The sequence below is a fragment of the Streptomyces sp. enrichment culture genome (assembly GCF_964273255.1).
Classification (GTDB): Bacteria; Actinomycetota; Actinomycetes; order Streptomycetales; family Streptomycetaceae; genus Streptomyces.
This window is the reverse complement of record NZ_OZ186835.1, coordinates 5,100,589-5,126,495: the sequence shown is the minus strand read 5'-3', so window position 1 is coordinate 5,126,495 and position 25,907 is coordinate 5,100,589. Positions and strand designations below refer to the sequence as shown.

The following is a 25,907-nucleotide window of genomic DNA, read 5'->3' as shown; positions in this document are numbered from 1 at the left end:
CGCACCCATGTCCCGGCGGCCCGGCCGACGCTTTCTCAGCCGGCCGGACGCCGGTGGGCCGGTGCCGGCCGTCCGCCGTCAGTGCTGGTCCGCCACCTTCCGCGGCAGCCACAGCCACATCAGCAGGGCACCGACGAGCAGGACCGCCGTGCCGGTGCGGAAGGCGAGGGCGTACCCCTCCGTGAGGGCTTCGGGGCTGGTGCTGCCGCCCGCGCGGGAGGCCGCGATGGTCGACATGACCGCCAGGCCGAGGGAACCGCCCATCGTGCGGGAGGTGTTGATCATCCCGGAGACCAGACCGGCCTCCTCGGGGGCAGCGCCACTGGTGGCGACGCTGGCGAGCGGGGTTCCGGCGAGGCCCGCGCCCAGCATCATCAGGATGCCGGGGAACATGATCGCCGTCAGATACGCCCCGTCGGCGGTCATCGTCGACTGCCAGGCGAAGCCCGCCACCGCCACCAGGGTGCCGAGGACGGCGACGGCGCGGGAGCCGAGCCGGTGCATCAGGCGGGGCGCCAGCTTGGAGCCGAGCACCACGGCGAGGGAGCTGGGCACCAGCGCGAACCCGGCCTCCAGCGGGGTGTAACCGAGGACGTTCTGCGCGTACAGGGTCATGAAGAACCACATGCAGAACATCGCCGAGCCGGACAGGAACATCCCCACGTTGGCCGACGACACCGAGCGCAGCCGGAGCAGGCCCAGCGGCATCAGCGGGGCCCGGGTGCGGGCCTCCACGAGCAGGAACAGGGCGATCAGCAGCAGGCCGACGGTGAGCGGGACCAGGGTGGCGGTCGCGGCCCAGCCCTCGGCCTCGGTCTGCGAGATGCCGTAGGCGAGGGTGGCGAGGCCGCCGGTGACCAGGAGCGCGCCGGGCAGGTCGAGCCGGCGCCCGTCCCCCGCCCGGCTCTCCGCCAGCCACGCCAGCGCACCGGCCAGCACCACCGCGCCCACCGGCACGTTGATCAGCAGGACCCAGCGCCAGGACAGCAGGTCCACCAGCACGCCGCCGACGAACCCGCCCGCCGCGCCGCCCCCGGCGCCGACGGCGGTCCAGGTGGCGATCGCCCGGGCGCGGGCGGCGCCCTCCGGCACGGCCTCGGTGACGATGGTCAGCGTCGACGGGGCGAGGACGGCCGCCCCGAGGCCCTGCACCGCCCGCGCCAGGAGCAGCTGCCAGCCCTCCTGCGCCAGTCCGCCGGCCAGGGAGGCCAGCGTGAAGAGGGTGAGGCCGACCAGGAACATCCGCTTGCGCCCGAACAGGTCGCCCGCGCGTCCGCCGAGCAGCATGAACCCGGCGAAGGCGATGGCGTACGCGTTGACGACCCACTGCAGGCCCTGCTCGCTCAGGCCGAGGCCGGTCCGCATCGAGGGCAGCGCGACGTTGACGACGGAGACGTCGAGCACGACGAGGAACTGCCCCGCACACGCGAGCGCCACCACCATCCAGGCAGGAGGTGAGGGACGGCGGCGGGCGGTTCCGGCGGGGGCTTCCTGGGCGTCGAGCATGAGGGCCATGCTCTCAAGTGCCGGATGTGCCGTGCATCGGGATTTCGCCGGGCAGGTCCTCGGCCCGGGGACCTAGGTCCGGCCCGGACCCGACGCCAGGGGCTCGCCCGGACGGGCGGACGGGGCAGACGGGGCAGACGGGACCGACGGGCGGGGGTGCGGCGGCGACCGGCCCGGACGGAGGGGTACGCCCCGGCTACCGACCGGCCCGGGCGGAGGGTGTGCCCCGGCTACCGACCGGTACCCCTGTCGTCCGGCCTCCCGGCCGGTAGGGCAGCATGGCGCCCTGAGACAGCGAGACCCGAGCGAGCACCCGAGAGGACGCCGATGGCGCCGGCACCCGAGCCCGAGATCCTGGCCGCGTTCGAGGCGGCGAAGGGCTTCATGCCCGTGGACGAGGGCCTGGCCCTGTACGCGGCCGCCGTGGAGGCCGGCCGGCTGGGCCTGCCGCTGCTCGAGATCGGCACCTACTGCGGGCGCTCCACGCTGCTCCTGGCCGACGCGGCGCGGGCCGCCGGGGTCGCCGTACTGACCGTGGACCACCACCGGGGCAGCGAGGAGCAGCAGCCCGGCTGGGAGTACCACGACCCGGAGACGGTCGACCCGGACCTGGGCGTGATGGACACGCTGCCCGCCTTCCGCCGGACCCTGTACCGGGCCGGTCTGGAGGAGCACGTGGTGGCCCTGGTGGGACGCTCCCCGCAGATCGCGGCGCTCTGGAACACCCCGCTCGGCCTGGTGTTCGTCGACGGCGGCCACACCGACGAGCACGCCACCGCCGACTACGAGGGCTGGGCCCCGCACGTCGCCGACGGCGGCCTCCTCGTCATCCACGACGTCTTCCCGGACCCGGTCGACGAGTTCACCGGCCAGGCCCCCTACCGGGTCCACCTGCGCGCCCTCGCCTCGGGGGCCTTCACCGAGGTCTCCGCCACGGGCTCCCTGCGGGTCCTGCGCCGCACCGCGCCCGGGACCTGAACGCCAGGGCGACGGGCGGGGCAGTACGAGGAGCAGCAGGCGGGGGCAGCGCCCCTGTCAGGTCACCCGCTCCCGCGTCCCGGGCGCCGGGCGTCGTGCCGATGAGCCGGAGGGGCGGTGCCGTGGCCGCTAGGGTGGCTGCGTGTCGTACACAGGCCCCGACTTCGATCCGCCCCGGCCCCGCCGGTCCCCGCGCCGCCCCCTGATCGTGGCGGCCGCCGCACTCGTGCCCGGGGCGCTGCTCGGCTGGGCGGTGTACGCGGCCGTGGGCGGTTCGGACGACGACGGCGACAACGGGTCCGCCGCGCCCCGGCCGTCGGCGGCGGCGCCCGCGTCGTCGGGCGGGCCGTCCTCGCCCGGGGCCTCCGCGTCGGAGCCGGGCGGTCCGGACGACGGGACACCGAGCGCCTCCGCGACCTCGTCCTCCCCGTCCGCCCCGGCCTCGGCGCCGGCCGGTTCGGGGGCGTTGAAGGGGAAGGTCGTCGTCATCGACCCGGGGCACAACCCCGGCAACTTCCAGCACGCCGCCGAGATCAACCGCCAGGTGGACATCGGGACGAACCGCAAGGAGTGCGACACGACCGGGACCGCCACCAACGACGGTTACCCGGAGGCGAAGTTCACCCTCGACCTCGCCCACCGGATGCGCGCCCTCCTGGAGGAGCAGGGCGCCACGGTGAAGCTGACGCAGGACGCCGACCGGCCCTTCGGACCGTGCATCGACGAGCGGGCGCGGATCGGCAACGAGGCGAAGGCCGACGCGGTCGTCTCCCTGCACGCGGACGGGGCGGGCGCCGGGCAGCGCGGTTTCCACGTCATCCTGCCGGGCGCGGTGAACGCCGGCGGGGCCGACACCCGCGCCATCGTGGGCCCTTCGCGCGAACTGGGTGAACGCATCGCGGGGAACTTCGTCCGGGTCACGGGCAACGCGCCGTCCAACTACGTCGGCGGCGGCACCGGTCTCGTCACGCGGAAGGACTTGGGCGGTCTCAATCTGTCAACGGTTCCCAAGGTGTTCGTCGAGTGCGGCAACATGCGCGATAGCAAGGACGCGGCGCTGCTGACCAGTGGCGCCTGGCGGCAGAAAGCGGCGCGGGGGATCTCTGACGGAATCGTGAGTTTCCTGCGCGGGCAGAGGTCGGCGCGCTGATCCGGGCGGACAGCTCCAGCGTGCGGACGGTAGTGTCCTCCTACGATGAGGGGTCACCCCCGCGCTTCACACCGGAGCCTGAGGGCGACAAGGTGACAGCGACGCCTCTTCCGACGACGAGACGACCTACGAAGGACCTGAAGTGAATATCCGCTCCCTCACTCGAGGCGACGGCGTGGTGATCGGAGCAGCGGTATTGCTGTTCATCGCGTCTTTCCTCGACACGTTCGGCGGCGACGGCGACGACATCCCCAACGCCTGGGACAACCTCGGCCTGGTGATGAGCCTGTACATCGCCGGTATCGCCGGTGCGGCCCTCATCGTCGTGTCCCGCGCGCTGCCCCAGCCGCCCAAGGTCGCCGGTCTGGACCTGGGCCAGTTCGGTGTGGCCCTGACGGTCTTCGCCGCGTGGACCTCCTTCTGGTCGATCATCGACCCGATGGGCGCGTTCGACGAGGTCTTCTCCGCCTTCAACAGCCGTGAGCCGGACACCGGTGCCGGTCTCATCCTCGGTCTGATCGCGGCGCTGCTGCTGGCCGCCGCGGCGATCGCGACGCCGCTGGTGCCCGCCCTGAAGGGCGCCCTCATCCCGGCCGCGCGGCCCGCCGCCCCGCAGCCCTACGGTGCGCAGCCGCCCGGTGGTTACGGCTACCCGGGGGCGCCGCAGCAGGCGTCCTTCGGCGGTCAGCCGCAGCCCGGGCAGCCCGGGCAGCAGCCGTTCCCCGGCCAGCCGCAGGGGCAGCCGGCCGCTCCGGCCGCCGGTGACTTCTCGCCGTTCTGGTTCGCCGTGCCGGTGACCCGGCCGCTGTTCGCGGAGGACGGCTCGCCCGCCCCGATCGCCGAACTGGCGCCCGGCACCTGGTACCTCGCGGTCGAGCAGCGCGGTCAGGCGCTCGTCGCCCAGACGCAGGACGGCCGCCGCGGGGTCCTCCAGGACACCTCGGGCATCCAGCGCGGCTGACCCGGCCGACCGGGCCCGCCCCTCGTCACGGCCCCTCGCCCCTCCGGGCGGGGGGCCGTTGCCGTGCGGTCGGCACCTGCTCGGAGCAGAGATGAACTGACACTCCGTCAGTACGCGTGCGTGCGGCCCGGTCTCCCGCCCGGCTCCTGGGGCCGTCGCCCCTCCCCCGGTCACTGTGGCGCGGGGTGCGCGAGGGACCGGTGACCGACCTTCCCGCCCCGGCGCCGGAGGGCCCGCTGCTGCGGGCCCTGGCGAACGCGGAACTCAGTCCCCGAGGCCGGGAAGGGCCGAAGGCACGCGTCGGGACCGCGCACAGGCGGATCCCGGCGGCCAGCCGCAGCCCCCTCCGGCCCCCGGTGCGCCGGGCCGCCCGGCCGGGGGCCTGGGACACCGGGGCCGGCCGGGGCGGGCCGGGGACTCCGTGACCGGCGGCGCCGGGCGCCGGCGTCACCGGGGCTCCCCGGGTGCGCCGGTTGCCTCCGGGCCACCGGGGGCTCCGGGATCACCGGGGGCTCCGGGGGCTGAGGAGCCGCCGGGCGCCGGGTAAACAGCGGAGCCGCCCGCCCTCGTGGAGCCGCCCGCGACCCCCGGGCCGTTGTCCGCCGCCCCGGGTTCGTCGTCCGCCGACCGCGTGCGCGGTGGGCGTCCCGGGCCCGGCCGGCCGCCCGCCAGGTGCAGCAGGCAGGCGTCGGGTTCGGCGAAGGGGAGCAGGTCGACGTCCTGGGGCTCCGGGCCCAGGGCGGCCAGGGCGGCCCGGGTCAGTCCCTCGTGGACGCCGCAGACCACCCCGGGGTGTTCGCGGGCCGTCTCGACGAAGGGGCAGCGCGGCAGCCGCACCCGGCGGGCCCCGTCGTCCGCCTCGGGCGCGAAGCCGATCTCCGTTAGCAGCCCGAGCACCCGGCGCCGGGCGTCCCCCAGATCCGCGCTCGGCTCCTGCCCGGCGGTGAGGACGCGCCCCCAGTCCTCGCCCGCCGCGAGGGCCTCCGCGCGCGGGTCGGCGGCGGACCGGGCGATGCGGGCGGCCAGGACGGCGGCGAGTCCGGCGTACTCCCGGGCGGGGGACGCCTGCGGCGACCGCGCCCGGTAGAGCCGGGCAGGTCGGCCCCGGCCGGCCGGGGCCGACCGCTCGCGGACGGCGAGACCGTCGTCCACCAGGGCGTCCAGGTGCTCCCGGACGGTGTTGACGTGCAGCGCGCAGACCCGCGCCAGGGCGGCGGCCGTCACCGGGCCGGACTGTCCGCGCAGGTACTGCAGGACCCCCCGGCGCTGCCGGGACAGCGGCAGCCGGTCCGCGCCACTGCCGGGAAGCGGTCCCTTATTTTCCACGGCCATGTCCGTACTATATTGCAGACATCGACCCGGACCGACCGGGACGGGTCGTCCACCGCCGGAAGGACGCGCCGTCATGAGCACCCTGACCATCGCATCGGACCCCCGGGACGCGGCGGCCGCCGAGGCCGTCGAGACCCATCACGAGCAGCTGGCGGGCGAGTTGGCCGGGCGGGTGACGATGCTGCTCGCGGCGGCGGAGGGCGACCCGGCCGAGGCGGAGACCGTGCGTTCGGCGCTGGTCGATTTCTGCGACCGGGACCTGCTGCCGCACGCGGCCGCCGAGGAGCGGGCCCTCTACCCGGCCGCCCGCGACCTGCCCGAGGCGCGGCTGCTGATCGACGGCATGCTGGCCGAGCACCGCAGGCTGACCGCTCTCGTCGACGCCCTGCGCGCCACCGGCTCCCCGGTGCGGACGGCGGCCGACGCCCGGGCACTCCAGGTGATGTTCGAGGAGCACCTGGAGAAGGAGAACACGCTGGTCCTGCCCCTGCTGGCCGCCTCGTCGGACATCTCGCTGGCCGGGCTCCTCGCGGGCATGCACGAACTCCTCGGTCACGAGCACGGCCACTCCCACGGCCACGAGCACGGCGCGGAGGGCGAGCAGGCCGGGTCCGGCGGCGGCTGCGGCGGGAGCTGCGCCTGCGGCGGCTCGGACGACGTCGACGCGCCGGAACTCGACGTGCGGGAGGTCCCGCACGCGATCCGTCACGCGACGGTCTTCGGGGCCCTGTCCGCCGTGCCCGCGGGCCGGGCGCTGGTGCTGGTGGCGCCGCACGACCCGCTGCCGCTGCTGCGGCAGATCGAGAGCCGGCACCCCGACACGTTCACGGTGGAGTACCTGGAGCGGGGCCCCGAGGCGTGGCGCCTGCTGCTCAGCCACCGCTGAGCGGAAGGTCCCGCACGACGGGCACCGCGCACGGCCGCCCGGTCCGTCCCCGGGCGGCCGTGGCGGGGCCCCGTCCCGTCGCCGAACCGCCCTGGCGCCCGGGAGGTTCCGGGTTTCAACCGGGGTTCCGGGGCCAGACGGAAAACATGTCCCCTCGCTATCGCACTGGTTCCACGTCGGCAGGGACGGTCGTCGCGGTGATCGCGGACATCATGGCCGTCATCCTGATCCTGTGGATTCTGATGTATCTGATGGACGCCAACCGGGCCAACGCCCTGGTGCAGTTCGTCCACGACGCGGCCAACTGGCTGGCCGGCTGGTCGCGTGACCTGTTCACCTTCGACGAGGCCTGGGCACGGGTCGTCGCGGGCTACGGACTGGCCGCGGTGGTCTACCTGTTCATCGGCCACGCCATCGCCAACCGCCTGCACCGCCGCTGACCGGGCCCCCCACCACTGACCGGGCCGCCCGCCGCTGACCGAGCCGCCCCCGGCCCCCGGTCCTCGGCCCCCGGCCCCCGGCCATGACGGGCCGCCGACGGCATCCGCACGGCCGCTGCGCCCGCCCGCCGAGGCGCGCGGGCGCGGCGGCCGAAGGCGGCTCAGCGCAGGGCGCAGCAGTCCGGGTCGAGGCCCCTGGGCAGGTGCTCGCCGCCGAAGACCGCGCAGGTGGCCTCGTGGCCGCCGAGCGCGGCGACGGCCAGCAGCAGGGCACCCGCCGTCCAGGTGGTCAGCTCCCGCGGCCAGATGGCCCGGTCGTCGAAGACGTAGCCCGTCCAGTACAGGCCGGTCTCCGGGTCCCGCAGGTGCTGGATCGACTGGAGCACCTCCAGCGCGCGGTCGGACTCGCCGATCGCCCACAGTGCCAGGGCGAGTTCGGCGGACTCACCGCCCGTGACCCACGGGTTGGGGATCACGCAGCGCACCCCGAGTCCGGGGACGACGAAGCGGTCCCAGCCCTCCTCGATGCGGGCCTTGGCCTCCTCGTCGGTAAGGGCGCCGCCCAGGACCGGGTAGTACCAGTCCATGGAGTAGCGGTCCTTGTCGAGGAACCGCTCCGGGTGGTGCCGGATCGCGTGCCGGAGCGCGCCGGCCGCCAACTCCCAGTCGGGCTGCGGTTCTTCGCGCTGCTCGGCGATGGCGAGCGCGCAGCGCAGGGCGTGGTGGATCGAGGACGAGCCGGTGAGCAGCGCGTCCGCGGTGGCCGTGCCGTCGTCGTCGCGCCGCCAGCCGATCTGCCCGCCGGGCTGCTGCAGCCGCAGCACGAACTCCACGGCCGCGTAGACGCAGGGCCACATGCGGTCCAGGAAGGCGTCGTCGCCGGTGGACAGGTAGTGGTGCCAGACGCCGACCGCGACGTAGGCGACGAAGTTGGTCTCCCGGCCGCGGTCGGTGACGTCGCGGTGGTCGCCGTCGGCGTAGGCGGCGTACCACGAGCCGTCCTCGTTCTGGTGCCGGGCCAGCCACAGGTAGGCCTGCTCGGCCGCCTCGTGGGCGCCCGCCGTGTCCAGGGCCATGGCGGCCTCGACGTGGTCCCAGGGGTCCAGGTGGTGGCCGCGGAACCAGGGGATCGCGCCGTCGGCCCGCTGCCCGGCGAGGATGCCGGCGACGGTCTCGGCGGCCTGACCCGCGGTGAGGACCCCGGTCAGGACCAGGTGTTCCGTCCGGGGAGTGGTCACGTCGCCGCCGCCTCCGCCCCGGCACCGGCCTCGGCACCCGTCGCGGCCCCGGCTCCGGCCGGGATCCCGGCGTCCGCGCCGGTTCCGGTGGACGGCAGGTGCGGCTTGGTCGCGTAGGCCACGAAGCTCTTGCCGATCAGCGGGTTCAGCGCCCGCTCGGCGACCCGGGTGGCCAGCGGCTTCTTCATGATGTCCCAGACCAGCAGCTTGTGGTACGCCCGCACCGGCAGCGCCTGGTCGTTGTCCACGCCGAAGGCGCACTTCAGCCACCAGTACGGCGAGTGCAGGGCGTGCGCGTGGTGCGTGCCGTACGGCTTGAGGCCCGCCTCGCGGATCCTGCCCAGCAGTTCGTCCGCGCGGTAGATGCGGATGTGGCCGCCCTCCACCTCGTGGTAGGCGTCGGACAGCGTCCAGCAGACCTTCTCGGGTCCGTAGCGCGGCACGGTGACGGCGATGCGGCCGCCGGGCTTGAGGACGCGGACCATCTCGGCGAGGACGCCCTTGTCGTCGTGGATGTGCTCCATCACCTCGGAGATGATCACGACGTCGAAGGACGCGTCGGGGAAGGGCAGGGCGAGGGCGTCGCCCTCCATGGCCGTGGCGGTGGCCCCGGCGGGCGCCTCACCGGCCTCCTTCATCGCCGCGAACCACTTGGCGACCTCGCGGATCTCCTCCGCGTTCCGGTCCAGCGCGACGACCTGCGCGCCGCGCCGGTAACACTCGAACGCGTGCCGCCCGGCGCCGCATCCGAGGTCCAGGACGCGGTCGCCCGGGGCGAGCGGGAACCGGGTGAAGTCGACGGTCAGCACGTGGCCCTGCTTTCGGGAGAGTCGGCACCTTCAACGGCGTGGGGAGGAACGGAGGCTGCCGCGGCCTGCGCGGCCGGCGCGGGCGGGGCGGCGGGGGACGGCGCCGGGGCGGTCCGCGGGCCGCGCGGACGTCCGGGCGCCGGGGCGGCGGCGCGGTCCATCGCCTCGCGGTAGCGGGCCACGGTGCCCTCCGCGGCGCGGGCCCAGGTGAAGTGCCGCAGCACGCGGTCCCGTCCGGCCGCGCCGAGGCGGGCGCGCAGCGCGGCGTCGCCCAGCAGGCGGGTCAGTCCGGCGGCCAGGGCCCCGGCGTCGCCCGGCGGCACCGCCAGGCAGGTCTCGCCGTCGCGGCCGGCCACCTCGGGGATGGCGCCGCCGGTGGTGGCGAGCAGCGGGGTGCCGGTGGCCATGGCCTCGGCGGCGGGCAGCGAGAAGCCCTCGTAGAGCGACGGCACGCACGCCACCTGCGCGGAGCGCACCAGGTCGACCAGTTCGGCGTCGGTGATGCCCTTGACGAACTCCACGGCGCCTTCGAGGCCGTAGCGTTCCATCGCCTGCACGACGGGCCCCTTCTCGGGCCGCTTGCCGACGACGACGAGGTGGGCGTCGGGCTGTTCGACGCGGACCTTCGCCAGCGCCTCGACCAGGAAGACCAGGCCCTTGAGCGGCACGTCGGCGCTGGACGTCGTCACGATCCGGCCGGGCACCACGGGCACCGAGGGGTCCGGGGAGAACAGGTCGGTGTCGGCGCCGATGTGGACGACGTGGATGCGGTCCTGCCGGACACCGAGGTGGTCGGCGATCTCGTCGCGGGAGGTGCCGGAGACGGTGAGCACGGAGGGCAGGCGGCGGGCGACGCGCTTCTGCATCCGCGTGAACGCGTACCAGCGGCGCACCGCGTAGCGCCGCTTCCGGCTGTCCGCCGCGTCGAGCTCCAGCTGCCGGTCGACGGTGATGGGGTGGTGGACCGTGGTCACCAGGGGCGCGCCGAGGTCACCGAGGAGGCCGTAGCCGAGGGTCTGGTTGTCGTGCACGACGTCGAAGTCGCCGCGCCGGGCGCGCAGATGGCGGCGGGCCCGCAGGGAGAACGTCAGCGGCTCGGGGAATCCGCCGGTCCACATGGTGGCGACCTCGAGGGCGTCGATCCAGTCGCGGTACTCGCCCCGGCCGGGGGTGCGGAAGGGGTCCGGCTGCCGGTAGAGGTCCAGGCTCGGCAGCTCGGTCAGGCTCGGCCCGTCGTGGCCCGGCCCGAGGACGTCGAGGACGGGATAGGGCTGGGCGCCGATGACCTCGACCCGGTGCCCGAGCCGGGCGAGTTCGCGCGAGAGGTGGCGGACGTAGACGCCCTGACCGCCGCAGAACGGGTTTCCCTTGTAGGTGAGGAGTGCGATGCGGAGCGGTCGCGAGCCGTCGGCTGCGGGGCCCTGCGAAGGCCCGGCCTGACTGGCCTCAGCGGTCACTTAGGGCCCCCTTCTCCCTGCACTGTCCCGCGAGGTTACGCCGGGACGCTAATCTAGAACAAGTTACAGAGTTGATCGTTCGGAGGCTTCGAATCTACCGGCAGGTAGGAGCGCTCGGTGCAGTGGATCAGGTGATTCACGCCACGGCCGACGGCGTGCCATGCTGTCCGATCATCCACCCTCACCGACTGTCACGGAACGGGACCCATGCCCGCGGAAGCCAACCCAGACAAGGCGACCAAGGCGGCCAAGGAAGCCAAGGCGGACAAGGCGGCCAAGCAGACGGCGGGGGCCGACGGCGCGCGGCTCTCCTCCCCGGCGTCCCCGCTCACCGAGCGGCAGGAGGCACGCCGGCGCAGCATTCTGCACGCGACCGCCCAACTGGCCTGCCGGGGCGGCTTCGACGCGGTCCAGATGCGTGAGGTCGCGGAGTCCTCCCACGTGGCGCTGGGCACGCTGTACCGCTACTTCCCGTCCAAGATCCACCTGCTGGTCGCCACCATGCAGGACCAGTTGGAGCACCTGCACGGCACCCTGGGCAAGAGGCCCCCGGCCGGGGAGACGGCGGGCGAGCGGGTCGCGGAGACCCTGATGCGGGCCTTCCGCGCGCTCCAGCGGGAACCGCACCTGGCCGACGCGATGGTGCGGGCGCTGACCTTCGCCGACCGCAGCGTGAGCCCCGAGGTCGACCAGGTGTCGCGCCAGACCACGGCGATCATCCTGGACGCCATGGGCCTGGAGGACCCCACCGCCGCCACCGCCGAGCAGTTGTCCGCGGTCCGGGTCATCGAGCACACCTGGCACTCGGCCCTGATCACCTGGCTCTCGGGCCGCGCCTCCATCGCGCAGGTCCGGATCGACATCGAGACGGCGTCCCGGCTGATCGACCTGACGGCCGCGGAGGCGGAGCGGCCCTGACGGAGAGGGCGGGCGCGCTCGTCCCCCAGGGGCGGCCCACTCCAGGGTACCCCGCCACAGGGGCCCCGCCCTGGCACGTCCCCCGGGGCTCCCGGCCCCCGGGCTCCCGACCCGGGGCTCCCGACCCGGGATCCCCCGCGGGGCTCCCCGCTCCCGGAAACTCCCCACCGGGACCCCGTCACCGCCTCGCCGGACGCCGGGCCGGCGTCCTCTGCGCCATGCCTCCGCCGACGGCACCGTCCACGAACCCCGGCCCGCCACCGTGGCATGTGATCCGCCAGAGGGGCGCGTCTAGGCCGTTTCTTTCAGATCATCGGATCGTTGGTCTGGGTGTGTCGTTGACTGACGCCCAGTGGGCCCGCATCGAGCCGTTGTTGCCGGACCGGACCCCTCGGCGCGGTGGTCGGTGGCGTGATCACCGGCAGGTGATCGACGCGATCGCGTTCAAGTACCGCACCGGCACCCCGTGGATGGACCTGCCCGAGCAGTTCGGGTCGTGGAAGGGCGCGTACAACCGGCTGCGGAAGTGGGCCGCCGACGGCACTTGGGAGAAGGTCTTCACCGCCCTGCTCGCCCAGGCCGACGCCGAAGGCGACCTCGACTGGGTCGTCGCAGTCGACTCCACTGTCGTGCGCGCACACCAGCACGCCGCCGGGGCCCGTCAAAAGGGGCCCCGGCCGGCGAGCCGGCTGACCATGCCCTCGGACGGTCCCGCGGCGGACTGACCACGAAGATCCACCTCGTCGCGGACGGCGGTTGCCGACCGCTGGCGTTCGTCATCACGCCGGGTCAAGCAGGTGACGCACCCGCCTTCGAGCAGGTCATGGCCCGGTTACGGGTGCCCAGACGGATCGGCCGCCCCAGGGTCACGCCAGACGTGGTCCTGGCCGACAAGGCGTATTCGTCCCGGGCGATCCGCCTCCATCTTCGACAGCGGAAGATCCGAGCGGTGATCCCGCAGCCGGCGGACCAGGCTGCGAACCGCAAGCGACGTGGTCGGCTCGGGGGCCGTCCCCCGGCCTTCGACCGCGAGACCTACAAGCAGCGCAACACCGTCGAGCGGTGCATCAACAAGCTCAAGCAATGGCGCGGCCTGGCCACCCGCTACGACAAGACGGCCACCATTTACCTAGCCGGACTGCACCTCGCCGCCATCTTCATCTGGTCGACGAGGTGATCCGAAAGAAACGGCCTAGAGGGGCGCGTCGCACTCGAACCCGAACGTCTCCTGGGCGGCGTCAGCGGGGAACTCCGGATGATCGCGCCAGATCCGGGCGAAGGAGACCAGAAGATTCCATGCGGCGGCGGCCACATCCGGCGTCGCCCCGCCCGGATGCGGAGTGGCCCGATGGAAGCGCACCGCGGCGATCTGCTTGTCCGCGGCCAGACGCAGGGCCGTTGCCGCGCGGCGGGCTTCACCGTGGAGGGGGGCCGGGTCAGGGATGCGCTCCGACACGAAGCGGACCAATCGGTCGACCTGGTCCTCGGAGATCCGCTCCACCCATCCCACCCCCCGTGGCCGGCAAGCCCGTTCGTCCGGTGCCCGGCGCCAACTGTCGCACCTCGCAGCGTTCCCGGCGGCCTCCTGACACCTCGCTCGACCAGCCTACGCATCCGCCGGGGCCGCCACCGCCATGGACCGCTGACCCTCCCCCCGGTCTCCGCACGCATTCCGACGACGTGGCCGACGACGTCGGACGACGACCTGACCGAGGCGCAGACGTGCCCGAGGCACAGGGGCACTCCCCCGCGGCGGCTCCCCCACCGGGACCTCGCCGACCGGGGCCCGACGGCCCGGGGGACGGCCCCGACCGGCGCCGCACGGCGAGGGCCGCACTCCCGGAGCGGAGCCGGCCGGGGGTGCCTCCCGGCCCGTCACACCCCCGCCGCTCCCCCGTCACACCCTCCGCGTGACCTCAGCCACCTCCCCGCCACCGCCCCTGGTGGCCCGGTCGGGGGCGGGTAGAGTGGCCGCGTCGTTTCACACCCGTACGGGGGGAAGCCGGTGCGAATCCGGCGCTGACCCGCAGCCGTGAGCCGTCCCAGCGGACGGCGAGCCGGAATGCCCCGCACGGATCGTGACCGGCTCACGTGCCCGGCAGTCCGCCGGAGCACGGCACCGTCGAGGTATACGGAGCCGAGCCGCCGGGGTGTCCCGTGCTGCCCGACTCCCCTCAGGGAGAGGCACCCGCCCATCATGAACTTCCGCCGTGGCGCCGCGGCCCTGGCCGCCGTCGCCGTCATCGGCTCCGCCGCGCCGGCCGCAGCCGACTCGTCGCCGTCGCCCTCGCCGTCCGCGAAGCTGCCCGCCGCCCTGTTCGGCGACGGCGACCCGCAGTACGACGGCGTCTGGCGCCAGTCCCTCGCCCTCCTCGCCCAGGACACGGCCGGCGTCGAGCCCGCCGCGTCGGCCGTCGAGTGGCTGACCGGCCAGCAGTGCGCCGACGGCTCCTTCGGCCCGTACCGGGCCGACACCTCGAAGGCGTGCGACGCCAAGACGATGGTGGACACCAACCAGACCGCCGCCGCCGTGCAGGCGCTCACCGCGCTCGGCGGGCACGACGCCGTCACCACGAAGGCCGTCGACTGGCTGAAGTCGGTGCAGAACAAGGACGGCGGCTGGGGCTACACCGCGGGCGGGGCCAGCGACACCAACTCCACCTCCGTCGTGATCGGCGCGCTCGCCGCCGCCGGGGAGAAGCCCGCCGAGGTGACGAAGGACGGCAAGTCCCCCTACGACGCGCTGCTGAAACTGGCGCTGCCCTGCGACGACAAGGAGGGCCCGGGCGCCTTCGCCTTCCAGCCCGACAAGAAGGGCACCCTGGTCCCCAACGCGGACGCCACCGCCGCCGGTGTGCTCGGTGCCCTCGGCGCCGGCCTGGTCGTCGAGCCCGGCAAGGGCGACGGGACGACGGCCGACGGCTGCGCGAAGGCGGGCACCCCCGAGCAGGCCGCCGCCAACGGCGCCGCGTACCTCACCGAGGCCCTGGCCGAGGACGGTCACCTCGTCTCCTCCCTCCCCGGCGCCGAGGACCAGCCCGACTACGGCAACACCGCCGACGCGGTGGTGGCGCTGTCCGCGCAGGGGGCGACCGCCCCCGCGAAGAAGTCGCTGGCCTGGCTGGAAGAGAACGCCGCCGAGTGGGCCGCCCAGAGCGGTCCCGCCGCGTACGCGCAGCTGATCCTCGCCGCCCACGCGACCGGCGCCGACCCCCGCGCCTTCGGCGGCACCGACCTGGTCGCGAAGCTCGGCGCGACCGGCCCGGAGGCGTCCGACGGCACGCGGTCGGACCGGGCCGGCGCGGACGGGACGAAGGACGCGACGGCGGACGAGAAGAAGGACGAGTCGGGCTCCGGCTTCGGCATCTGGTGGTTCGTGGGCGTCTGTCTGGTCGCCGGCATCGGCGTCGGCTTCCTCGTCAGCGGCCGCGCCAAGCGGAAGCAGCCGTGATCCGCCGCCTCACCGTCCTGCTCCTGGCCGCGCTGGTCCCGCTCGCCGCCGTCCTGGCGGGCGCGGGCCCGGCGCAGGCGGTCGGCTACCGCTACTGGTCCTTCTGGGAGCGCGACGGCGGACAGTGGACCTACGCCACCCAGGGCCCGTCGACGGCGCGCCCCGCCGACGGCGACGTCCAGGGCTTCCGCTTCTCCGTCAGCGAGGACTCCGGCGACGCGGCCACGCCCCGGGGCGCCGCCGACTTCGACACCATCTGCGCCGACACCCCGGCGCAGGACGGCCGCAAGCGCGTCGCGCTGGTCATCGACTTCGGCACGGCCGCCGACGCCCCGTCCGGGGAGCGGCCGCCCGAGCGGCGGACGGCCTGCGCCCGCGTCGCCGGGAACGCGACGACGGCCCAGGCCCTGGCCGCCGTGGCCGAGCCGCTGCGCTACAACACCAACGCCCTGCTCTGCGCGATCGAGGGCTACCCGACGTCGGGCTGCGGGGAGCAGGTCTCCGGCACGGAGGCGGACCGGGAGAGCCCGCAGGGCCCGGACCGCACGGGCGAGGACCCGTCGGCGGCCGGGCGGGACGGGTCGGAGTCCTCCGGCACCTCGTCCGCCTCGGACGCCTCGGACGGCGACGGAGGCGGTACGGCGCTGGGACTGGCCGCCGGCATCGCCCTCGTGGCGCTGCTGGGCGGGGCGGCGGTCTGGCAGGTACGCCGCCGTGGCTGAGCCCCGGCCCCGCCCGGCCGGCGGCGGACGGCCGCCGGCCGCCGGCACCCGGCCCGAGGGCGGCGACCGCCGCGCCCCGGGCGGCTCCCCGCGCTCCGGCCGCCCGGGGGGCACGACCGCCCGGGGGCGCCGGTCCGGGCCGACGCTGCACCCCGGCGCCTGGTGGCTGTGGGCGCTGGGGCTCGGCACCGCCGCCACCCGCACCACCAACCCGCTGCTGCTCTGCCTCCTGGCGACCGTCTCCGGGTACGTCGTGGCCACGCGCCGCCCGAACGCGCCCTGGGCCCGCTCCTACGGCGCGTTCGTCAAGCTGGCGCTGGCCGTGCTGGTCATCCGGCTGCTGTTCGCGATCGTCCTCGGTTCGCCCATCCCCGGCAGCCGCGTACTGGTGTCCCTCCCCGAGGTCCCGCTGCCCGCGTGGGCGCAGGGCATCCGGCTCGGCGGCGACGTCACCGCCGAGGCCCTCACCTTCGCCCTGTACGACGGCCTGAAGCTGGCCACCCTGCTCGTCTGCGTCGGCGCCGCGAACGCCCTCGCCAACCCCTCCCGCCTGCTGAAGTCCCTGCCCGGCGCCCTGTACGAGATGGGCGTGGCGGTCGTGGTGGCGATGACCTTCGCCCCGAACCTGATCGCCGACGTGCAGCGGCTGCGCGCCGCCCGGCGCCTGCGGGGGCGGCCCGACAAGGGGGTCCGCGGCCTGTTGCAGGTGGGGCTGCCCGTGCTGGAGGGCGCGCTGGAGCGGTCCGTGGCGCTGGCCGCCGCGATGGACGCCCGCGGCTACGGCCGCACCGCCGAGGTGCCGCCCGCCGTCCGCCGCACCACCGCCGCCCTGACCCTCGGCGGCCTGCTCGGGGTGTGCGCCGGGACGTACGGGCTGCTCACCGCCGAAGGGGGCCGGTACGGTCTGCCCGTCCTCCTGGCCGGGCTGGCCACCGCCCTGACGGGCCTCTGGCTGGGCGGCCGGAGATCCCTGCGGACCCGGTACCGCCCGGACCGCTGGGACGTCCGGGCCTGGCTGGTCGCCGGTTCCGGCGCGGCCGTCGCCGCCGCCCTGTTCGTGGCCGCCGCGCGGGATCCGGCCGCCCTGCACCCCGGCGTGGTGCCGCTGGTGGCACCGACGCTGCCCCTGTGGCCGGCGGCGGCCGTGCTGATCGGTCTGCTGCCCGCCTTCGTGACGCCCGCCCCCGAGGACAACCGCAAGGAGCCCGTGTGATCCGCTTCGAGAACGTCTCCGTGACGTACGACGGCGCGGACGAACCCTCCGTGCGGGGCGTCGACTTCGAGGTCCCCGAGGGTGAACTCGTCCTGCTCGTCGGCCCGTCGGGGGTCGGCAAGTCGACCGTGCTCGGCGCGGTCAGCGGCCTGGTGCCGCACTTCACCGGCGGCACCCTGCGCGGCCGGGTCACGGTCGCCGGCCGGGACACCCGCACCCACAAGCCGCGTGAACTCGCCGACGTCGTCGGCACGGTGGGCCAGGACCCGCTGTCCCACTTCGTCACCGACACCGTCGAGGACGAACTCGCCTACGGCATGGAGTCGCTGGGCCTCGCCCCCGACGTGATGCGCCGCCGCGTCGAGGAGACCCTCGACCTGCTGGGCCTCGCCGACCTGCGCGACCGGTCCATCTCCACCCTGTCCGGCGGCCAGCAGCAGCGCGTGGCCATCGGCTCGGTCCTCACCCCGCACCCCCGGGTGCTGGTGCTGGACGAGCCGACCTCCGCGCTGGACCCCGCGGCGGCCGAGGAGGTCCTGGCGGTCCTCCAGCGTCTGGTGCACGACCTGGGCACGACGGTCCTGATGGCCGAGCACCGCCTGGAGCGCGTCATCCAGTACGCCGACCAGGTCGTCCTGCTGCCGGGCCCCGGCGAGCCCCCGCGGCTGGGCGGCCCGGCGGAGATCATGGCGGTCTCCCCGGTGTTCCCGCCCGTGGTGGACCTGGGGCGGCTGGCGGGCTGGACCCCGCTGCCGCTGACGGTCCGCGACGCCCGCCGCCGGGCCGCTCCGCTGCGGGAGCGGCTGGCGGACGCCGCGGCGGCCCGCCAGGAGACCGCGACCGGAAGAACCCGGACCCCGGACCCCTCCCCCGCCCGCAAGCGGCTGTTCAAGCGGCCCGCCGCAGACGCCCGCACCGCGCCCACCGTGGCCGAGGTCCGCGATCTGGCGGTGCGCCGCGACCGGGTCCAGGCGCTGCGCCGGGTCGACCTCACCGTCGTCCCCGGCGAGACCGTCGCCCTGATGGGCCGCAACGGCGCCGGGAAGTCGACGCTGCTCAGCGCGCTGGTGGGGCTGGTGGAGCCGTCCGGCGGCTCGGTCCGCGCCGGTGACGCGGTCCCGCACCGCACCCGCCCCCGCGACCTGATCCGCCGGGTCGGCCTCGTCCCCCAGGAGCCCCGCGACCTGCTCTACGCCGACACGGTCGCCGCGGAGTGCGCCGCCGCCGACGAGGACGCGGACGCCGAGCCGGGCACCTGCCGGGCGCTGCTGTCCGAGCTGCTGCCCGGCATCGCGGACGACACCCACCCCCGCGACCTGTCCGAGGGCCAGCGCCTGACGCTCGCCCTGGCCGTGGTGCTCACCGCCCGCCCGCCGCTGCTGCTGCTGGACGAGCCGACCCGCGGCCTGGACTACGGCGCGAAGGCCCGCCTGGTGGCGCTGCTGCGTGAGCTGGCCGCCGACGGCCACGCCATCGTGATGGCCACCCACGACGTGGAGCTGGCGGCGGACCTCGCGCACCGGGTGGTCCTGCTCGCCGAGGGCGAGGTGATCGCCGACGGGCCCTCGGCGGAGGTCGTCGTCGCGTCCCCGTCCTTCGCGCCGCAGGTCGCCAAGATCCTCGCCCCGCAGCACTGGCTCACGGTGCCCCAGGTCCGCGAGGCGCTGTCGTGACCCCGCGCACGCCCCGGCCGGGCGCCCGCCCGGAGCGCCTGCCCCGGGACCGGCAGGCGCGGGCGGTCCGTCTCGGCCCCCGATCCCTGGCCGCGCTGGCGCTGGTCAGCGCGGTGGGCGTGGCCGGGTTCGGGTGGCCGTTCCTCGCCCCGCCCGCCTCCACCCTGAACGCCCACGCCCAGGACGCCCCCTGGCTGTTCGCCGGCCTGCTGGTGCTGCTGGTCGCGGTGGTGGCGGCGACGATCTCGGAGTCGGGGCTGGGCCCGAAGGCCGTGGCCATGCTGGGCGTCCTGGCGGCGACGGGGGCGGCCCTGCGCCCGATCGGGGCGGGCACGGCCGGGCTGGAGCCCATGTTCTTCCTGATGGTGCTCAGCGGCCGGGTCCTCGGCCCCGGCTTCGGATTCGTCCTCGGTGCGATCACCATGTTCGCGTCCGCCCTGCTCACGGGCGGGGTCGGGCCGTGGCTGCCGTTTCAGATGCTGGCGATGGGCTGGTTCACCATGGCCGCGGGCTTCCTCCCCGGCCCCGACCGGCTCCGGGGCCGGACGGAGGTGGTGATGCTCGCCGTCTACGGGTTCCTGGCGGCCTTCGTCTACGGCACGGTGATGAACATGTCGGGCTGGCCCTTCATGTCCGCCCTGGCCTCGAACATCTCCTTCGACCCGGACGCGTCCGTCCCCGCCAACCTGGCCCGCTTCCTGGCCTACTGCCTGGCGACGTCCCTCGGCTGGGACCTGGGGCGCGCCCTGCTCACCCTCGTCCTGACGCTGACCCTGGGCCCTGCCGTGCTCAGGGCGCTGCGCAGAGCGACCCGGCGGGCGGCCTTCGAGGCGCCGGTCACATTCGACGGGCCGGCCGGCGTGAAGCACCCCACATGACGCGGATCACGTACGAAGCGGGGCCGTAGCCGCCGGCCCCGCTCCGCACCGGCGTGACCTGGGCGAAGCGGAGCGGCAGCGGTCGAGGGGCACCCCCCACATGACCGCCCGAACTAGTAAAAACGGTCTTTGCGGACATCTACCCGGCCTGTTTCTCTGGACGACGTCGTCAGGCGCCGACGAGCCCTCCGGGGCCGCGGCGCCGCCGTATGCCCCGCGGAACGACCGCGGCTCCCACACACGGCGGCGACCCACTGTTCCCGACCGAAAGGCCGCGCGTGTCCGCCGCTTCCCTCCTGCGCTCCCTCGCCACCCCGAAGAAGACCGTCGCCGGCGCCGCCCTGGCCGCCGCGGCCTGCGGCACGCTGTTCGCCGCGGCCCCCGCCCAGGCCGCCCCCGCTCAGGCCTCGGCGCAGGCGACCGCGAAGAAGATGATCGGCAACTCGGCCCAGTACCAGTGCTTCTCCAGGATCGTGCAGCACGAGAGCAACTGGGACGTGCGGGCCACCAACGCCTCCAGCGGTGCGTACGGCCTGGTGCAGGCCCTGCCGGCCTCCAAGATGGCCTCGGCCGGCTCCGACTGGAGGACCAACCCCGAGACCCAGATCGAGTGGGGCCTGGACTACATGAAGGACCGCTACGGCAGCCCCTGCGGCGCCTGGGACTTCTGGCAGTCCAACGGCTGGTACTGATCCCACCCGGCCGACACCACGGCACGTCCCCCCCATACCGAAGGCGGCGCCCCCTGATCCCCGGGGCGTCGCCTTCGCCCGTTCCGGGCCGGGAGCGGGCCCGACGGCCCCGGGCCCGCTCCCGGCCCGCCGTGTCAGTCCTCCCCGCTAGTGTTCCCGCCATCGCACACCGACCCGGAGGATCGACACACGTGACCGGCCGCCCGTCCGCCTTCCCGCTGCCCTTCCGCGGGGCCGCCCGCTCCGTACCGCTCGCGACGCCCCGCACGCTGGGGGAACTCCGGATGATGCGGTGCAGCGCGCACATCCGGGCGAAGCCGGGGTGGTACGACAAGATGAACGACCCCGAGATCGCGGCCCGGTGGGCGGGGGAAGCCCTCGCCCAGGGCCTGACCGAGGCCCAGGTGCGGTACGTGCTGGCCGAGCTGCGGCACTACGCGGCGCTGCGGGACGCCCGGACCGGGATCGAGGTGTCCGCGGTCGACGGGGTGTGGCAGTCGGACACGCTGATCGACGACGCACTGGCATCCCGGCTGCGCGAGGCGGTCCGCGTCCTGGAGGACGTCCCGGAGGCGGAGAAGGACTGGCACCCCGGGTCCGAGGGGCAGGTGCTCGACCTGGTGCACCCCTCCCTCTTCTGCCGGGTGCGGGGGGTCAGCGGGCCGGAGGACGTGTGGGAGAAGGCACCGGGCGGCTACGCGTCGTACGAGTTCTCGGAGCGGTTCCAGTGGCTGCCGACGGACGCCGACGTGGGCGAGGACGGCGAAGTGGTGTTCCGTTCCTACGTCAACAACGTCCACCCCGTGGCGCACGCGGAGCTGGCTGCCGTCCTGCCGGAGCTGTTCGGGCGGCTGCGTCCGCTGTTCGAGAACGTCCTGACCGATCTGCGGCACCCGCGGCCGCTGCGGATCGAGGCCGACCCCTACGGCTGGTACGACTCGGAGCCGGAGTACCCGCACGCGGAGTCCTACGCCAGTGAGGAGGCCCACCGCGAGGCGTGCGAGGCGTGGGAGGAGGCCATGGACGACTGGTGGGACAACCGCCGCCCGGTGATCCCGGACGCCCCGGAGTTCACCCCGCCCCCGGTGCCCGAGGCGTCGGCCCGGGTCGGTCTGCGCGGCCGCCGGCTGCAGGTCGTCGTCAAGCTGGCGAGCATCCACCTGACCCCGGACCGGCCCGAGTACGCCGGCGGTTCCTGGCACGTGGAGGGGATGCTGAACGAGCGGATCGTCTCGACCGGCATCCACTACTGGGACAGCGAGAACATCACCGAGAGCACGCTGAGCTTCCGGACGGCGCTGGACGACCCGCAGTACGAGCAGAACGACAGCCCGGGCATGCGGGAGGTCTACGGCCTCGAGAACGAGGGCGCGCTGAACCAGGTCCTGGGGACGGCGTCGACGCCGGCGGGCCGCTGCCTGGCCTTCCCCAACGTCCTGCAGCACCGCGTCGGACCGTTCCGCCTGGCGGACCCCACCCGCCCGGGGCACCGGAAGATCCTCGCGTTCTTCCTGATCGACCCGTCGGAGAGGATCGTCTCGACGTCCGACGTGCCGGAACAGCAGCCGTGGTCCGGCACCGCGGCCATGACGCTGGAGCAGGCGAGGGAGTACCGCCAACAGCTCATGACGGAACGCACGTTCTTCGTCGCCGAGCACAACGAGGAGGTCTACGAGCGGGAGTTCTCCCTCTGCGAGCACTGAGCGGTCCCGGGCCGGGGAGCGACGGCTCCCCGGCCCCCGCACCCCGGGCGGGGGCGGAACGGGGACCCGCGCCGCGCCCGTCCGGCCCAAGCGCCCCGCCGTGCCCGGGCGGCGCACTGAACGTCCGCGCCCCGTTCCGCGTCCTCCTTCACGTGCCCCACGCCGATCTCACCCTGCCCCGACAGCCCTGGCGGGCGGACCCGGCCCCGCGGCGGAACCTTCCCCTCCGCTCCTGGGGCCGGCGGCACCGCGTCCCGCTCCTCGCCACCCTCCCCGTGCTCCCCCTCTACGCCCTGTGGGTGCTCCTGCTCGCGACCGGCGGCGGCGACCTGGCCGCGCAGGACGCCTGGGCCTCCTTCGTGAACCGGCACGGGAGTTCCGCGTACAACCTGTCCTGGTACGGGGGCATGCACACCGCCAACTACAGCCTGCTGTCGCCGTATCTGATGGCCGGCCTCGGGGTGCGGACGGTCACCGTGGCGGCGGGCGTCGCGGGGTCCTGGCTGGCGGCCGTCCTCGTGGTCCGGGCCGGGCTGCCGAAGCCGCTGCTCCCGGCCCTCCTCGCCTCCGTCGCCCTGTGGTGCAACGTGGCCTCCGGGCGGACCACCTTCGCCCTCGGGACCGCCTTCGCGCTGGCCGCGTGGGTGATGCTCAGCCGCGGCGACCGGTGCGTCCTGGCCGGTGCGCACGCCGCCCTCGCCACCATGGCGTCCCCGGTGGCCGGGCTGTTCCTGGCGGTCGTCGGGGCCGGGTACCTGCTCGACCGGCAGCGCGCCCGGGCCGTGGCCCTGCTGCTGCCGCCCGCCGCCGTCGTCGCGACGACCAGTGCGCTGTTCCCCTTCTCCGGCGAGCAGTTGATGCCCGCGGGGCGCATCTGGCCGCCGGTGCTACTGGGGCTGGCGGTCACCGTGCTCGCCCCGCGCGACTGGCGGGTCGCCCGCTTCAGCGGCGCCGTGTACGCCGCCGGGACCGTCGCGGTGTATCTGGTGCCCTCGCCCATCGGCACCAACGTCGAGCGGTTCGCCGAGTACGCGGCCCCCGTCGTGCTGCTGGGCGCGCTGCTCGCCCGGCCGGGCCTGCGGGCCGTGCGGCGGACACTGCTGATCGGCGTGCTGGTGTTCGCGACGGCGTGGGCGGGCCAGAAGACCGTCGACGACCTGAAGGTGTCCACCACCGTCCCGGCCTGGGCGGCGCACACGGAGGGAGTGGTGCGCGCGCTGAAGGGGCTCGGCGCCGACCGCACCCGCGTCGAGGTGGTGCCCGCCCGCAACCACCGGGAGGCCGTCGCGCTCGCCCCGCACGTGCACCTGGCCCGCGGCTGGAACCGCCAGCTCGACGTGGAGCGCGGCCGTCTGTTCTACGACGGGTCCTTCTCCGCCGCGGCCTACCGGGAGTGGCTGGACCGCTGGGCGGTCGGCTTCGTCGTGCTGCCCGAGGCCAGGCCCGACGGGTTCGCCGCGCAGGAGGCGCGGCTGATCCGCAAGGACCGTCCCGACTGGCTGGAGCCGGTCTGGCGGGACGCGCACTGGCGGATCTTCCGGGTGCGGGACGCGGTGCCGCTGGTGTCCGCCCCGGGTTCCGTGGTGCGCACCTCGGGCGCGGAGATCGTGGTCCTGGTGTCCCGGCCGGGTCCGGTGACGGTGCGGGTGGCGTACTCGCCGTGGCTGCGGTCCGACGGCGGCTGCCTGAGCCGGCAGGGCGCCATGACCCGGCTGACCGTGCCCGCGCCGGGCGAGTACCGGATCAGCTCGGAGTACGGTCCTTCTCCGGCACCGGTGGCCGCTCGCTGCTGACGGCGGCGGCGGTGACCGTGCGGGCGCGCGGCCCCTGCAGGACGTGGGTCAGGCCGAAGCCCGCGGCGACGACCAGCGCGCCGCCGGCCGCGTCCAGGATCCAGTGGTTGCCGGTGGCCACGATCGCGGCGGCGGTGAACAGGGGGTGGAGCAGGCCGACGAGCTTCATCCAGGTCCGGGGCGCGATGACCGCGACGACCACACCGCACCACAGGGACCAGCCGAAGTGCAGGGAAGGCATCGCCGCGTACTGGTTGGTGAGGGCGGTGAGGGTGCCGTAGTCCGGCTTGCTGAAGTCCTGCACGCCGTGGACGGTGTCGATGATGCCGAGGCCCGGCATCAGGCGGGGCGGGGCCAGCGGGTAGAGCCAGAAGCCGACCAGGGCGAGCAGGGTGGTGAACCCGAGGGCGGAGCGGGCCCAGCGGTAGTCGACGGGGCGCCGCCAGTACAGCAGTCCCAGCACGGTGAGCGGGACGACGAAGTGGAACGACGTGTAGTAGAAGTCGAAGAAATGCCGCAGCCAGTCGATCTTCACCACGGCGTGGTTGACGGCGTACTCGATGTCCAGGTGGAGGACGCGTTCGAGGTCGAGGATCTGCTGTCCGTGTTCCTCCGCGCGGGCCCGGCCCGCGGAGTTGCTGCCGCCGGTCGCGGCCAGCCGCACCTGGGAGTACGCGGCGTAGGTGACGCGGATCAGCAGCAGTTCGAGCAGCAGGTTGGGGCGGGTGAGGACCCGGCGCAGGAACGGCAGCAGCGGGACGAACCGGAAGCGGGTGGGGACCGGCGGCGCGTACCGGGTCGGCACGGGCTCGTCGTAGTACCGGGAGGTGCGGGACAGGAAGGGGATCGCGGTGGCGGCGGCCAGCGCGGCGAGCAGGACGATGTTGTCCCGCACCGGATGCAGCACCGCCAGGTTCGGCAGGATCATCGTGGACGGCAGGGTCATCACCAGGACGACGGCGACGGGCCACAGCAGCCGGTCCGAGGCGCGCTTGCCGACCCGGCCGACGACGGCGAGCAGCAGCCACAGCAGCTGGTGCTGCCAGGCGGCCGGGGAGACGACGATGGCGACGCAGCCGGTGACGGCGACCGCCAGGAGCAGTTGGCCGTCCCGGGCGTAGTGGACGGCACGGCGCAGCCCGAGCACGACGACGGCCGCGCCGATCAGCAGGAACAGGCCGATCTCCAGCGGGCCCTCCAGCCCGAGGCGGAGCAGGGCGCCGTGCAGGGACTGGTTGGCGAGGGCGTCGGCGGGGCCGCCGAGGCCGACGCCGGAGATGTGGCGCGTCCAGTAGGCGGCGGAGTCCGCGGGCATCGCGGCCCACGCCAGGGCGGTGCCGAGGGCGAAGGTGAGGCCGGTGGTGGCGGCGGCCCGGCGGCGGTCGGTGAACCACAGCAGCGGGGCGAACAGCAGCAGGGTGGGCTGGAGCGCCGCCGCGAGCCCGACGAGGACGCCGCTGGTGCGCGAGCCCCGGGCGACGAAGCAGCCGAGGAGGACCAGCAGGACGGGCAGGATGCTGGTCTGCCCGAGCCAGAGGGCGTTGCGCACCGGCAGGGAGAGCATCAGCAGGCTGACGGCGACGGGCGCGGCCAGCAGGGCGGTGCGGCGGCCGACCGGCTGGGGCAGGGCGCGGACGGCGACCAGGCCGAGGGCGACGACCAGCAGCAGGGTGCCGAAGGTCCATCCCCAGCCGAGGGCCTGTTCAGCCGAACGAGTGAAGGGCTTGAGGACGAGACCGCTGAAGGGGGTACCGGTGAAGCTGGTGGAGTCGTAGAGGGAGCCGCCGACCCGCAGCACGCCCTCCGGGCCGAGCCAGGTCTCCAGGTCGGTGAGCCGCTCCCCGCGGGGGGAGGTCAGGACGAGGGCGACCTGGCGTGCCGCGAGGAGGGCGGCGACCAGCCACAGTCCGAGACGCAGCGTGTTCAGCCGTGCCGGGTTCCCGCTGACGGCGGCCGCGCCCACCGCAGGTGCCGGCCGCCCTCTGTGCTCCGCATTCGCCACGCCTCGTCGGCCTCCCGCCCCGTCGCCGCGCGCTCCCGCGCGCGGGATCCTCCACGAACCCTACGGGGCTCGCTCCGCCCCCGGAGAGAGACGCGGTGCACCCCC

At 74.8% G+C, this 25,907-nt stretch carries 22 protein-coding genes and 1 riboswitch; of the genes, 15 read left to right on the top strand and 7 right to left on the bottom strand.

Annotated features, from left to right (window positions below):
• Positions 1–78 precede the first annotated feature (78 nt).
• Positions 79–1,515, bottom strand: coding sequence for an MFS transporter (locus tag ACSU53_RS22220; RefSeq protein WP_437030304.1), 1,437 nt, complete (start codon positions 1,513–1,515; stop codon positions 79–81).
• Positions 1,516–1,833: 318 nt separating this feature from the next.
• On the opposite strand from ACSU53_RS22220, the gene ACSU53_RS22215 reads away from it, so the two are divergent.
• From ACSU53_RS22215 to ACSU53_RS22205, 3 genes are all read left to right on the top strand, one after another.
• A complete protein-coding gene (locus ACSU53_RS22215; protein ID WP_437030302.1) occupies positions 1,834–2,484 on the top strand; it encodes a class I SAM-dependent methyltransferase in 651 nt (216 codons plus the stop codon).
• Positions 2,485–2,626: 142 nt separating this feature from the next.
• A complete protein-coding gene (locus ACSU53_RS22210; protein ID WP_437030300.1) occupies positions 2,627–3,634 on the top strand; it encodes an N-acetylmuramoyl-L-alanine amidase in 1,008 nt (335 codons plus the stop codon).
• A 142-nt stretch (positions 3,635–3,776) separates the two neighbouring features.
• Positions 3,777–4,595: a hypothetical protein gene (locus ACSU53_RS22205; protein WP_437030298.1), complete on the top strand. Its 819-nt coding sequence runs from the start codon at positions 3,777–3,779 to the stop codon at positions 4,593–4,595.
• A gap of 447 nt (positions 4,596–5,042) precedes the next feature.
• Here the strand turns inward: ACSU53_RS22205 and ACSU53_RS22200 are convergent, their stop codons facing one another.
• Positions 5,043–5,927, bottom strand: coding sequence for a helix-turn-helix transcriptional regulator (locus ACSU53_RS22200; protein ID WP_437030296.1), 885 nt, complete (start codon positions 5,925–5,927; stop codon positions 5,043–5,045).
• Between the two features lie 73 nt (positions 5,928–6,000).
• Between ACSU53_RS22200 and ACSU53_RS22195 the strand changes: the two genes are divergently transcribed.
• Together ACSU53_RS22195 and ACSU53_RS22190 are read left to right on the top strand one after the other, a co-directional pair.
• Positions 6,001–6,813, top strand: a complete 813-nt coding sequence (locus ACSU53_RS22195) for a DUF2249 domain-containing protein (RefSeq protein WP_437030294.1) — start codon at positions 6,001–6,003, stop codon at positions 6,811–6,813.
• 146 nt (positions 6,814–6,959) lie between these two features.
• A complete protein-coding gene (locus tag ACSU53_RS22190) occupies positions 6,960–7,253 on the top strand; it encodes a hypothetical protein (RefSeq protein WP_362089236.1) in 294 nt (97 codons plus the stop codon).
• Between the two features lie 161 nt (positions 7,254–7,414).
• Here the strand turns inward: ACSU53_RS22190 and ACSU53_RS22185 are convergent, their stop codons facing one another.
• The 3 genes from ACSU53_RS22185 to ACSU53_RS22175 are packed head-to-tail and all read right to left on the bottom strand — an operon-like array spanning position 7,415 to position 10,757.
• Positions 7,415–8,491, bottom strand: a complete 1,077-nt coding sequence (locus tag ACSU53_RS22185; protein ID WP_437030292.1) for a prenyltransferase — start codon at positions 8,489–8,491, stop codon at positions 7,415–7,417.
• Positions 8,488–9,300, bottom strand: coding sequence for a class I SAM-dependent methyltransferase (locus ACSU53_RS22180; RefSeq protein ID WP_437030291.1), 813 nt, complete (start codon positions 9,298–9,300; stop codon positions 8,488–8,490). The genes ACSU53_RS22185 and ACSU53_RS22180 overlap by 4 nt, the downstream gene beginning before the upstream one ends.
• Positions 9,294–10,757, bottom strand: coding sequence for a glycosyltransferase family 4 protein (locus ACSU53_RS22175; RefSeq protein ID WP_437030289.1), 1,464 nt, complete (start codon positions 10,755–10,757; stop codon positions 9,294–9,296). Before ACSU53_RS22175 ends, ACSU53_RS22180 begins: the two co-directional genes overlap by 7 nt.
• 207 nt (positions 10,758–10,964) lie before the next feature.
• Here ACSU53_RS22175 and ACSU53_RS22170 point away from each other — a divergent pair, with 207 nt between their 5' ends.
• Together ACSU53_RS22170 and ACSU53_RS22165 are read left to right on the top strand one after the other, a co-directional pair.
• Positions 10,965–11,675 carry a TetR family transcriptional regulator gene (locus ACSU53_RS22170; RefSeq protein ID WP_437030288.1) on the top strand — a complete coding sequence of 237 codons (711 nt, stop codon included), beginning with the start codon at positions 10,965–10,967 and terminating at the stop codon, positions 11,673–11,675.
• A gap of 317 nt (positions 11,676–11,992) precedes the next feature.
• Positions 11,993–12,852 (top strand): IS5 family transposase gene (locus ACSU53_RS22165; RefSeq protein WP_437032984.1). Its coding sequence is split into 2 segments (ribosomal slippage): positions 11,993–12,338 and positions 12,338–12,852, totalling 861 coding nucleotides; the frame shifts between segments, so codons are not numbered across the junction.
• Positions 12,853–12,867: 15 nt separating this feature from the next.
• Here ACSU53_RS22165 and ACSU53_RS22160 read toward each other — a convergent pair.
• Positions 12,868–13,176 carry a hypothetical protein gene (locus ACSU53_RS22160; RefSeq protein ID WP_437030286.1) on the bottom strand — a complete coding sequence of 103 codons (309 nt, stop codon included), beginning with the start codon at positions 13,174–13,176 and terminating at the stop codon, positions 12,868–12,870.
• A gap of 494 nt (positions 13,177–13,670) precedes the next feature.
• Positions 13,671–13,743: riboswitch (cobalamin riboswitch) on the top strand.
• Positions 13,744–13,872: 129 nt separating this feature from the next.
• Here ACSU53_RS22160 and ACSU53_RS22155 point away from each other — a divergent pair.
• The 8 genes from ACSU53_RS22155 (at position 13,873) to ACSU53_RS22120 (ending at position 23,800) form a co-directional block, all read left to right on the top strand.
• A complete protein-coding gene (locus ACSU53_RS22155; protein WP_437030284.1) occupies positions 13,873–15,126 on the top strand; it encodes a prenyltransferase/squalene oxidase repeat-containing protein in 1,254 nt (417 codons plus the stop codon).
• Positions 15,123–15,848 (top strand): SCO2322 family protein, encoded by a 726-nt coding sequence (locus tag ACSU53_RS22150; protein WP_437030282.1) that lies wholly within the window; start codon positions 15,123–15,125, stop codon positions 15,846–15,848. The genes ACSU53_RS22155 and ACSU53_RS22150 overlap by 4 nt, the downstream gene beginning before the upstream one ends.
• Positions 15,841–17,061: an energy-coupling factor transporter transmembrane component T gene (locus ACSU53_RS22145; RefSeq protein ID WP_437030280.1), complete on the top strand. Its 1,221-nt coding sequence runs from the start codon at positions 15,841–15,843 to the stop codon at positions 17,059–17,061. The genes ACSU53_RS22150 and ACSU53_RS22145 overlap by 8 nt, the downstream gene beginning before the upstream one ends.
• Positions 17,058–18,734: an ABC transporter ATP-binding protein gene (locus ACSU53_RS22140; protein WP_437030278.1), complete on the top strand. Its 1,677-nt coding sequence runs from the start codon at positions 17,058–17,060 to the stop codon at positions 18,732–18,734. Before ACSU53_RS22145 ends, ACSU53_RS22140 begins: the two co-directional genes overlap by 4 nt.
• A complete protein-coding gene (locus ACSU53_RS22135) occupies positions 18,731–19,612 on the top strand; it encodes an ECF transporter S component (protein WP_437030276.1) in 882 nt (293 codons plus the stop codon). Before ACSU53_RS22140 ends, ACSU53_RS22135 begins: the two co-directional genes overlap by 4 nt.
• Before the next feature lie 278 nt (positions 19,613–19,890).
• Complete coding sequence (locus tag ACSU53_RS22130; protein WP_437030274.1) at positions 19,891–20,304, top strand: lytic transglycosylase domain-containing protein; 414 nt, start codon at positions 19,891–19,893, stop codon at positions 20,302–20,304.
• Between the two features lie 191 nt (positions 20,305–20,495).
• Positions 20,496–22,007, top strand: a complete 1,512-nt coding sequence (locus ACSU53_RS22125; protein ID WP_437030272.1) for a DUF4246 domain-containing protein — start codon at positions 20,496–20,498, stop codon at positions 22,005–22,007.
• Between the two features lie 152 nt (positions 22,008–22,159).
• Positions 22,160–23,800: a hypothetical protein gene (locus ACSU53_RS22120; protein WP_437030271.1), complete on the top strand. Its 1,641-nt coding sequence runs from the start codon at positions 22,160–22,162 to the stop codon at positions 23,798–23,800.
• Here ACSU53_RS22120 and ACSU53_RS22115 read toward each other — a convergent pair.
• Positions 23,751–25,802 (bottom strand): bifunctional glycosyltransferase 87/phosphatase PAP2 family protein, encoded by a 2,052-nt coding sequence (locus ACSU53_RS22115; protein ID WP_437030269.1) that lies wholly within the window; start codon positions 25,800–25,802, stop codon positions 23,751–23,753. The two genes, ACSU53_RS22120 and ACSU53_RS22115, sit on opposite strands and share 50 nt — an antisense overlap.
• Positions 25,803–25,907 lie beyond the last annotated feature (105 nt).